This is a genomic window from Brevundimonas denitrificans (assembly GCF_030160755.1).
In the GTDB taxonomy this organism is placed as follows: domain Bacteria; phylum Pseudomonadota; class Alphaproteobacteria; order Caulobacterales; family Caulobacteraceae; genus Brevundimonas; species Brevundimonas denitrificans.
The window spans coordinates 25,263-35,371 of sequence record NZ_BSOY01000024.1 but is presented as its reverse complement, the minus strand read 5'-3'; the positions used below and the strand labels follow the sequence as shown (position 1 = coordinate 35,371).

9 protein-coding genes are annotated in these 10,109 nt (G+C 69.0%); 7 read left to right on the top strand and 2 right to left on the bottom strand.

Annotated elements, in window-relative coordinates; translation table 11 throughout:
* The 4 genes from QQJ79_RS07100 to fba all read left to right on the top strand — a co-directional run.
* Positions 1-1,252 (top strand): S41 family peptidase (locus QQJ79_RS07100; RefSeq protein WP_284222227.1); only part of this gene is annotated, 1,252 nt, incomplete at its 5' end.
* Between the two features lie 110 nt (positions 1,253-1,362).
* A complete protein-coding gene (gap, locus tag QQJ79_RS07095; protein ID WP_284222226.1) occupies positions 1,363-2,370 on the top strand; it encodes a type I glyceraldehyde-3-phosphate dehydrogenase in 1,008 nt (335 codons plus the stop codon).
* A gap of 154 nt (positions 2,371-2,524) precedes the next feature.
* Positions 2,525-3,721, top strand: a complete 1,197-nt coding sequence (locus QQJ79_RS07090; protein ID WP_284222225.1) for a phosphoglycerate kinase — start codon at positions 2,525-2,527, stop codon at positions 3,719-3,721.
* A gap of 100 nt (positions 3,722-3,821) precedes the next feature.
* The gene (gene fba, locus QQJ79_RS07085) at positions 3,822-4,907 is read left to right on the top strand and encodes a class II fructose-bisphosphate aldolase (RefSeq protein WP_284222224.1); all 1,086 of its coding nucleotides are present in this window, start codon (positions 3,822-3,824) and stop codon (positions 4,905-4,907) included.
* Positions 4,908-4,925: 18 nt separating this feature from the next.
* On the opposite strand, the gene QQJ79_RS07080 is transcribed toward fba, so the two are convergent.
* A complete protein-coding gene (locus QQJ79_RS07080) occupies positions 4,926-5,561 on the bottom strand; it encodes a DUF2799 domain-containing protein (RefSeq protein ID WP_284222223.1) in 636 nt (211 codons plus the stop codon).
* A 132-nt stretch (positions 5,562-5,693) separates the two neighbouring features.
* Between QQJ79_RS07080 and QQJ79_RS07075 the strand changes: the two genes are divergently transcribed.
* Both QQJ79_RS07075 and rpoH read left to right on the top strand, forming a co-directional pair.
* Positions 5,694-6,719 carry an RluA family pseudouridine synthase gene (locus QQJ79_RS07075; RefSeq protein ID WP_284222222.1) on the top strand — a complete coding sequence of 342 codons (1,026 nt, stop codon included), beginning with the start codon at positions 5,694-5,696 and terminating at the stop codon, positions 6,717-6,719.
* 221 nt (positions 6,720-6,940) lie between these two features.
* Positions 6,941-7,828, top strand: a complete 888-nt coding sequence (gene rpoH, locus QQJ79_RS07070; protein ID WP_284222221.1) for an RNA polymerase sigma factor RpoH — start codon at positions 6,941-6,943, stop codon at positions 7,826-7,828.
* A gap of 36 nt (positions 7,829-7,864) precedes the next feature.
* Here rpoH and kynU read toward each other — a convergent pair whose 3' ends face one another.
* Complete coding sequence (gene kynU / locus QQJ79_RS07065) at positions 7,865-9,097, bottom strand: kynureninase (protein WP_284222220.1); 1,233 nt, start codon at positions 9,095-9,097, stop codon at positions 7,865-7,867.
* Between the two features lie 87 nt (positions 9,098-9,184).
* Here kynU and QQJ79_RS07060 point away from each other — a divergent pair, with 87 nt between their 5' ends.
* On the top strand, positions 9,185-10,105 hold the full coding sequence (locus QQJ79_RS07060) for an alpha/beta hydrolase family protein (protein ID WP_284222219.1): 921 nt from the start codon (positions 9,185-9,187) through the stop codon (positions 10,103-10,105).
* Positions 10,106-10,109: the final 4 nt, after the last annotated feature.

Here is a 10,109-nt window from a genome sequence, read left to right as displayed (position 1 = left end):
CGCGGCCCAGCCGGCGCCGCGCGAGACGGTCGCGGCTGTCGCGGCTCGCATCCGCGATCTCTATTTCGACCCCGCCGCCGGCGACCGCATCGCCGCCGCCCTGGAGGCCGAGGCCGCCACCGGCGCCTTTGACAGCCTGACCGACCAGCGTGACCTCGCCGCAACCCTGAGCCGGCGGCTGCGGCCGCTCGATGCCCATTTCAACGTCGCCTGGGATCCCAACGCCCCGGCCCCGGCCATGCGGCGTCCTCCCCCGGCAGACGCAGCGCCCGCGCCCGGCGAACCCATTCGCCGTCTGGCCCGACCCGCCAATCCGGCCGAGGTGCGCGGCCATTTCGGCTTCCGCAAGGTCGAGATCCTGCCCGGCAACATCGGCTACATCGACCTGCGCCAGTTCTCGAACATCGATTTCGACAACCCCGACGATCCCGCCCGCCGCGCCGCCGACGCCGCCCTCGCCTTCGTGGCTGATACGGACGCCGTGATCTTCGACCTGCGCGACAACGGCGGCGGCGCGCCCTCGATGGTCGGCTATCTGACCAGCGCCTTCACCCCGCCCAACGCGCCGATCTACAACATCTTCCACAGCCGCGAGGGCACGGAGAGCGAGGCCCCGGAGGTCTTCCATCCAAACCCGCGGCTGGAGGTTCCGGTCTATGTGCTGATCAGCGGCCGAACCGGTTCGGCGGGCGAGGCCTTCCCCTACACCCTGCAGGGCGCGCGGCGCGCGACCATCGTCGGGGAAGCCTCCGGCGGCGCGGCCAATCCCGGCGGCATGGTTCCGGTCGGCGGCGGCTTCGCGGTCTTCATCTCACAGGGCTCGCCGAGGAACCCGAACACGGGCGGCAACTGGGAAGGCACCGGCGTCCTGCCCGACGTGGCTGTGCCGTGGGATCAGGCCCTGACCCGCACCCACACCCTGGCGCTGGAAGGCATCGTTGCGGCCGACAGCGGCCGCACCGACGCCGTCTGGGCGCTGGAGGCCCTGAACGCGACCGCACAGGCCGGCGATCTGTCGGCCTACGCCGGGGCCTATGGCGAGCAGCAGGTGTCCGTGGTCGGCGACACGCTGCAGGTCGTCCGCGGCCGTCGCCCGCCCGTGGTGCTGGCCGCCCTCGGCGCGGACCTGTTCACCGTGGTCGGCGATCCGTCCCGCCGGGTGCGGTTCACCCGGGACGAGACAGGCCGGGTGACGACCATGGACTCGCTCGGCCTCGGGGGTCCCGGCCCGCGCGCCCGCCGCACCGACTGACGGAAAGCGTTACAGTTCATCACGTCTTGTTACGGGCGCGGGGTTGATCCCCGCGCCCGCCGGCTTCATTGAAGCGCCAACCCTGACACCGCTTCTTCGGAGACCGCCCCATGACCGTCCGCGTCGCCATCAATGGTTTCGGCCGCATCGGCCGCCTCGTCCTGCGCTCGATCGTCGAGCACGGCCGTCGCGACATCGAGGTGGTGGCGATCAACGATCTGGGCCCGGTCGAGACCAACGCCCACCTGCTGCGCTACGATTCGGTGCACGGCCGGTTCCCGGGCACGGTCGAGACCGGCGCCGACTGGATCGACGTCGGCCTCGGCAAGATCAAGGTTACGGCCGAACGCGACCCGTCCAAGCTCCCGCACAAGGAGCTGAACGTCGACATCGCCTTCGAGTGCACCGGCCTGTTCACGACGAAGGAAAAGGCCTCGGCCCACCTGACCGCCGGCGCGAAGCGCGTGCTGGTCTCGGCCCCCTGCGACGGCGCCGACAAGACCATCGTCTACAAGGTCAACCATGACGTCCTGACCGCCGACGACATCATCGTCTCCAACGGCTCGTGCACCACCAACGCCCTGGCGCCGGTGGCCAAGGTGCTGCACGACCTGTTCGGCATCGAGCGCGGCTATATGACCACCATCCACGCCTACACCGGCGACCAGCCGACGCTGGATACGATGCACAAGGACCTCTATCGCGGCCGCGCCGCCGCCCTGTCGATGATCCCGACCTCGACCGGCGCCGCCAAGGCCCTCGGCTTGGTGCTGCCGGCCCTGAAGGGCAAGCTGGACGGCTCCTCGATCCGCGTCCCGACCCCGAACGTCTCGGTCGTCGACCTGAAGGTCGTGGCCGGCCGCGAGGTCACCGTTGAAGAGATCAACGCCGCCATCCAGGCCGCCGCCGACGGTCCGATGAAGGGCGTGCTGGCGACCACCGACGAGCCGCTGGTCTCCACCGACCTCAACCACATCGCCGCCTCGAGCACCGCCGCCCTGCCCCAGACCCAGGTCGTCGACGGCAAGCTGGCCCGGGTGCTGACCTGGTACGACAACGAGTGGGGCTTCGCGACGCGGATGGCCGACACGGCTCTGGTGATGAGCAAGCTGATCTAGGACCAAACTATCCGCTCATCCCGGCGAAAGCCGGGACCCAGTCCTTTGGGCGATGAACGCGTCCAGTTTCGCACCGCTCGTGATCCCGGTCGTTGTGCCTCTCGAAAGCACTGGGTCCCGGCTTTCGCCGGGATGAGCGGAGGAGAGAAAAACCATGACCTTCCGCACCCTCGACGACGCCCCCGCCCTCGCCGGCAAGACCGCCCTCGTCCGCGTGGATTTCAACGTCCCGATGGAGGACGGCAAGGTCACAGAGGACACCCGCCTCCGCGTCGCCCTGCCGACCATCAACAAGCTGCGCGACGCCGGGGCCAGGGTCGTCCTGATGGCCCATTTCGACCGGCCCAAGGGCAAGGTCGTCCCGTCGATGAGCCTGCAGCCCGTGGTCGACGACCTCGAACACCTGCTCGGCGCCCCGGTCCGGTTCGCGGCCGATTGCGTGGGGGACGAGGCGAAGACCATGATCGCCGACGTGCCGCTCGGCGGCGTCGTCCTGCTCGAGAACGTCCGCTTCCACGCCGGCGAGGAGGCCAACGACCCGGCCTTCGCCGCGCAGCTGGCCGAACTCGGCGACGTCTATGTCAACGACGCCTTCTCTGCGGCCCACCGGGCCCACGCCTCGACCGAAGGCCTGGCGCACCTGCTGCCCGCCTACGCCGGCGAGTCCATGCGCCGCGAGCTCGACGCGCTGGACGCCGCGCTCGGCAAGCCGCAGAAGCCCGTCATGGGGATCGTCGGCGGGGCCAAGGTCTCGACCAAGCTGGACCTGCTCAAGAACCTTGTCGGCAAGCTCGACCGCCTCGCCATCGGCGGCGGCATGGCCAACACCTTCCTGTTCGCCCAGGGGATCGACATCGGCGGCTCGTTGGCCGAGCGCGACATGGCCGACACCGCGCGTGAGATCCTCGCCGAGGCCAGGGCGCGGGGCTGCGAAATCCTGCTGCCCGTCGACTTCGTCGTGGCGACCGAGGTCAAGCCGGGCGCGGCCTCCCGCCCCGTCGTCGCCGGCCAGCCGCTGTCAGCCGACGACAAGATCCTCGACGCCGGCCCGGCCAGCGTGGCGCGCCTGGTCGACGCCCTGACCGCCTCGAAGACGCTCATCTGGAACGGCCCCCTGGGCGTGTTCGAGGTTCCGCCGTTCGACACAGCCACGGTCGCGGTCGCCCACCATGCGGCCGCCTTGGCCAAGGCCGGCGTCCTGACCGCCGTCGGCGGCGGCGGGGACACGGTCGCGGCCCTGCACCACGCGGGCGTGGCCGACGACATGACCTTCGTTTCCACCGCGGGCGGCGCCTTCCTTGAGTGGATGGAAGGCAAGCCCCTGCCGGGCGTCGAGGCCCTGCGGGTCTGAGGTCCTCCCGCTACGGGAGGAATTGCTGTTACAAAGCGTGACTTCACGCGCCTGTGACGTTAGACCAGCGGCAAAACTCAAGGGCTCAGGAGATACCCCTATGGCGCGCATCACGCTGCGACAGCTTCTCGATCACGCGGCTGAAAACGACTACGGCCTGCCCGCCTACAATATCAACAATATGGAACAGGGCCTCGCCATCATGGAGGCCGCCGAGGCGGTCAACGCCCCGGTCATCATCCAGGCCAGCCGCGGCGCCCGCAGCTACGCCAACGACATCGTCCTCGCAAAGCTGATCGACGCCCTGGCCGAGCTGTATCCGCATATCCCGGTCTGCATGCACCAGGACCACGGCAACGGCCCCGCCACCTGCGCCACCGCCATCCAGTACGGCTTCACCTCGGTGATGATGGACGGGTCGCTGGAAGAGGATGCGAAGACCCCCGCCTCCTACGAATACAACGTCGACGTCACCCGTCGGGTCGTCCAGATGGCCCACTCCTGCGGCGTCTCCGTCGAGGGCGAACTGGGCGTGCTGGGCTCGCTGGAGACCGGCATGGGCGAGGCCGAGGATGGCCACGGCTTCGAAGGCAAGCTCGACCATTCCGCCCTGCTGACCGACCCGGATCAGGCTGTGGACTTCGTGCGCGAGACCAAGGTCGACGCCCTCGCCATCGCCATGGGCACCAGCCACGGAGCCTATAAATTCAGCCGGCAGCCCGACGGCGAAGTGCTGGCCATGAACGTCATCGAGGAAATCCACCGCCGCCTGCCCGACACCCATCTGGTCATGCACGGCTCGTCCTCAGTGCCGCAGGACCTGCAGGACATCATCAACGCCTATGGCGGCCAGATGCCCCAGACCTGGGGCGTGCCGGTCGAGGAGATCCAGCGCGGCATCAAGCACGGCGTGCGCAAGATCAATATCGACACAGACAACCGCATGGCAATGACCGGCGCGATCCGCAAAATCCTGTCCGAAAAGCCCGGCGAGTTCGATCCGCGCGCCTATCTGAAGCCCGCCAAGGAGGCGATGCGCAAACTGTGTCAGGAGCGGTATCTGCAGTTCGGCTGCGAGGGCCAGGCCTCAAAGATCCGTCCGCTTTCCACGGCCCAGATGGCCCAACGCTACGCCAAGGGCGAGCTGAACCCGCATTTCGGCACCTCGGCCTCAAAGGCCGCCTGACCCGTCAGGCGGACGGGCTCACCAGCCGCCGTACTGGCCCTGGAACCGGCGGCGGACGTCCCGCACGTCGCGTTCGGCGTCGTCAATCGCATTCTGGGCCCGCCGCCACTCCCGCTCGGTGTCGGCCCGCTCGCGACGGATCTCCTGGATGCGGTTGCGGATCACGTCGCGCTGCTCGTCCGTCAGGCCATCGGCGCGCGCCTCGGCCTGTTTGGCCGTGATCTTGTCGTCCAGCTCCTCGAGCCGGGCGCCGAGGCTGGCGACGCTGCTGCGCGCATTCGCCAGCGCCTGTTCCGCCGCATGGACCAACTGGCCGTCGCGGTAGGCCGGCAGGAATTCCTCTTCCTGCGCGGGCGTGCAGACTCCGTGATAGGTATCGCCCTCGCGCCCTTCCTGGAATCCCCGTTCCCACCGGCAATAGCCGTTCAGCCCGTCCGCGCGGGCGGAACTGTAGGCGACCACATCGGGCGCCACGCCATATTCGGCGCAGGCCTTCTCATGGTCCGCCAGCAGACTCATCGGCTGGCCTTCCGACCCGTCCCGATAGCCGACCTCGCCCCAGGCCCCGGCCAGGCATTGATCCTTGGACATGGTGGCGCAGCTTGCGACCGCGAGAGCCGCGCCTCCGGCGGCGGCAAGAAGCAACACTCTCATGGCTGGCTCCGTCCCTGCAGCGTCGCTTGAAGATGACCCAGCTTGGCTGTTTCGCCAAGATCGCGCATTGCCTGCCCGCACCCACGACGTGCTAGACCGCCCTGCCGCCCGGCCCGAGCGGCGGAGCGCCCCGTGTCCGACGACCCCCTGATCGAAGAATTCGCCGCCGACGAGGACCTCCCGCCGGTTCTGGAGGCCAGCCTCACGACAGGCGGCGCCCGCCTCGACAAGACCCTGTCGGACCTCTTCCCGACCCTGTCCCGCGCCCGTGTCCAAGCCTTGTTGGCCGATGGTGTCGTGACCCGCGACGGTCACCCGGTTTCAAGCGCCTCGGCCAAGGCCCTGCCCGGCCTCTACGTCGTGGCCTTGCCGGCCGTCATCTCCGCCATCCCCCAGCCCGAAGACATCCCCCTGACCGTCCTGTTCGAGGACGCCGACCTGATCGTGATCGACAAGCCGGCCGGCATGGCCGTGCATCCGGCCCCCGGCAGCGAGACCGGCACTCTCGTCAACGCCCTGCTCCACCACTGCGCAAAGTCGCTCTCCGGCATTGGCGGCGTCGCCCGTCCCGGCATCGTGCACCGGCTCGACAAACATACCTCCGGCGTCATGGTCGCGGCCAAGTCCGACGCCGCCCACGCCGGCCTCTCGGCCCTGTTCGCCGCCCACGACATCGAGCGCACCTACATCGCCCTGGTCCGCGGCGCGCTCCACCCCGCCAGAGGCCGCATCACCTCGAACCTCGGGCGCTCGACCGGCGACCGGAAGAAGATGGCGGTGCTGAACAGCGGCGGCCGCGAGGCCATCACGGACTATGTCGTCGAACAGGTCTACGGCGCCCCGACGCACAAGGGGGCCAAGCCGGGCGCCCAGCCCCAGGCCGCTCGCGTCGCCTGCACCTTGCACACGGGCCGAACCCACCAGATCCGCGTGCACATGGCATCCAGGGGCGCGCCCATCCTCGGCGACCCGGTCTATGGTTCCGGCAGCCCGACCGGCGCCGTCCGCGCCGCCATCGCCGCCGCCGGCCTGACCCGGCAGGCCCTTCACGCGGCGGTTCTGGGGTTCATTCACCCGGTGACAGGCGAGGCCCTGCGCTTCGAGACCGCCCCGCCGGAAGACATGCGCCTGCTCGAACAGCGACTTGCCGCCCTGTAGGACATCAAGTCAGTCTTGATTAGAGACCCACTCTCCGCTATACACTCGCTCATTCGGTGCCGTGGCGCCGGGGCAACGGTCACGCTGTCGTGTGACCATCCGCCACTGACAAGTGCGGAAACCCGACCCTATTTCATCGGTTGAGGGGTGAGGCGACGGCGCACATTGGGTGGCCGCTTCCGAAGGACCCGCTCGTTTAAACGGTCGGAGGGACCAGACTTATGGCTGTAGCCAGATCGCTCGCGATGATGTCGCCTGAACAGGGGCTGTCGCGCTATCTCACTGAAATCCGCAAATTTCCGATGCTGGCGAAGGACGAGGAGTTCATGCTCGCCAAGCGCTGGACCGAGCATCAGGATCCGGAGGCGGCGCACCGTCTCGTGACCTCGCACCTGCGCCTCGTGGCGAAGATCGCCATGGGCTATCGCGGCTATGGCCTGCCGATCGGCGAAGTCATCTCCGAGGGCAACGTGGGCCTGATGCAGGCCGTCAAGAAATTCGATCCGGACAAGGGCTTCCGCCTGGCGACCTACGCCATGTGGTGGATCCGCGCCTCGATCCAGGAATACATCCTGCGCAGCTGGTCGCTCGTGAAGATGGGAACCACGGCCGCACAGAAGAAGCTGTTCTTCAACCTGCGCAAGGCCAAGAGCCAGATCTCGGCCTTCGAGGAAGGCGACCTGCGTCCGGAACATCTCTCGGCCATCGCCACCAAACTGGGCGTGTCCGAGGAAGAGGTCACCAACATGAACCGCCGCCTCGGCGGCGACGCGTCGCTGAACGCGCCTCTGCGCGCCGACGGCGAGAGCGAGTGGCAGGACTGGCTGGCCGACGACACGGCGGTCTCGCAGGAGACCCAGCTCGCCGAGAGCGAGGAAAAGTCGATCCGCATGGGCCTGCTTCAGGAGGCCATGGAAGAGCTGACCGACCGCGAGAAACACATCCTCACGGAACGCCGCCTCAAGGACGATCCCGTCACGCTCGAGGAACTCGCCGGCCAGTACGGCGTGTCGCGCGAGCGCGTGCGTCAGATCGAGGTCCGCGCCTTCGAAAAACTCCAGAAAGCCATGCGCGCCGCCGCCGAAGAGCGGAACCTCGTCGACGCCTGATCCCGAGGTCGGGCGGCCCAGCCGGGCCGCCCGCTTTCAGGTCACCGCGGCCAAGGTCTGAAACCGCGCTTCCCGCCAGCTTTCGCTGTCGAGGATCTCGCCCATCACTTCGACCGAATCCCAAACATCGGCGCGCCGCACATAAAGAGGCGCGAACCCGAACCGGATCACGTCCGGAGCGCGGAAGTCGCCGATCACCCCGCGGGCGATCAGGTTCTGCATCACCGCCCAGCCCTGCGGGTGGGTGAACGCGACCTGCCCGCCCCGCACCGTCGCGTCACGCGGACTGGCCAGAACCAGACCCTTTCCGGCGCAGCGCGCCTCGACCCGTTCGATAAACAGATCACCCAGCGCCCCAGCCCTGGCCCGCACCGCCTTCATATCCACGCCGTCGAACGCGTCCAGCGCGGCGCTGAGCGCCGTCAGGCTCAGGATTGGCGGCGTCCCGCACAGCCAGCGATCGATGCCCGGGGCCGGCGTGTAATCGTCGATGAAATCGAACGGCCGGGCGTGCCCCATCCAGCCTGACAGAGGATTTCGTAACGCTGCCTGATGCCGCCGCGCCACGAACAGAAACGCCGGCGCGCCCGGCCCACCGTTCAGATACTTGTAGCCGCAGCCTGCCGCCAGATCAGCCCCGTCGCGGTTCAGATCGACGTCCAGCACGCCCGCGCTGTGGCTCAGGTCCCACAGGCTCAAGGCTCCCGCGGCCCGGATCGCCGCGTTCAATCCCGCCATGTCGCGCACCGCGCCACTGCGATAGTGGACGTGACTCAGCAGGACCACCGTCACCCGCTCGTCGAGCGCCGCCCCGATCCCGCCCGGCGCGACCACTCTCAGCTCGACCTCCGGCATCATCCCGGCCAGCCCCTGCAGGATGTACAGGTCCGTCGGAAAGTCCCCGCCCTCAGTCAGAACAACGCGCCGCCCGCCCTGGGCGCTCACGGCCGCGGCCGCCAGCTTGAACAGGTTCACGGATACCGAATCCGCCGCCACGACCTCGTCCGCCTCCGCTCCAATCAGGCGCGCGATCTTGCCGCCTACCTTCTGCGGCAGACCGATCCAGCCATGCTTGTTCCAGCTGGCGATCAGGTCGCCGCCCCACTGCCGCTCGACCGCGTCCTGTACGGCGTCCCTCGCCGCGACCGGAAGGGCGCCCAGCGAATTGCCGTCCAGATAGATGACCCCTTGCGGCAGGCTGAACCGATCCCGCACCGCGCCCAGCGGATCGGCCGCGTCCCGGTCGAGACAGTCTTGTCGGGTGGTCATTCTCTCGGGCTCCGGTTGCCGGGCGGCTCCTGCTCTCTACAGTGACCCGCCGCGCCGGTGAAACGGCGACTTCAACAGGATCGCCCGATGCGTCTTATGACCGCCGCCCTGGCCGGCCTGCTGGCGACGGCCGCCTGCGCGCCGTCCCCGACGCTCATCGCACCCGTAGAGACGCGCACCCCCATCACCTTCAGCCAGCTTCTGGCTCAGCCTCGCGCGCCTGCTGACCAGCGCATCGCCTACGGTCCCGACGCGCTCCAGTTCGGCGAGCTTTGGCTGCCTCGCGGACGCGGACGCCATCCCGTCATCGTCCTGATCCACGGCGGCTGCTGGCGCGCCGACCTGCCGGGCAAGGAACTGATGGACTATATGGCGGCCGATCTGCGCGATCGGGGCTATGCCGTCTGGAACCTCGAATACCGCCGCATCGGCCATCCGGGCGGCGGTTACCCCGGAACGTTCCAGGACATCGCCGCGGGCCTCGACCATCTGCGCGCCATCGCGCCGCAGCACCGCCTCGACCTGCGCCGCGTCGCCGTCTCGGGCCATTCCGCCGGTGGTCATCTGGCCCTCTGGGCGGCGGCGCGCGATCGCCTGCCCGCCGAAAGTCCCCTGCGCACCGCTGATCCCCTGCCGATCCGGGGCGTCGTATCGCTCGCCGGCATCGCCGACCTCGCCGCCTACCGGCGGACAGGCCCCGACGCCTGCGGGGGTCCGTCGACTATCGACGGCCTCGTCGGCGTCCCGCAGCCGGGCGGCCGCGACGTCTTCGCCGACACCTCCCCGCCCGCCCTGCTGCCGCTGGGCGATCGTCAGGTGGTGATCTCGGGGGCTCTGGATCCGATCGTGCCGCCCCGGTTCGGTCAGGACTACGCCGCAGCGGCGGCCGCCCGCGGCGATCCCGCCGGGTCCATCGTGCTGGAGGGCGCCGGGCATTTCGAAGTCATCGACCCGACCTCGGCCGCCTGGCCGCGGGTCGTGGAAGCCTTCGCCGGCCTTTTGCGCTAGCGGC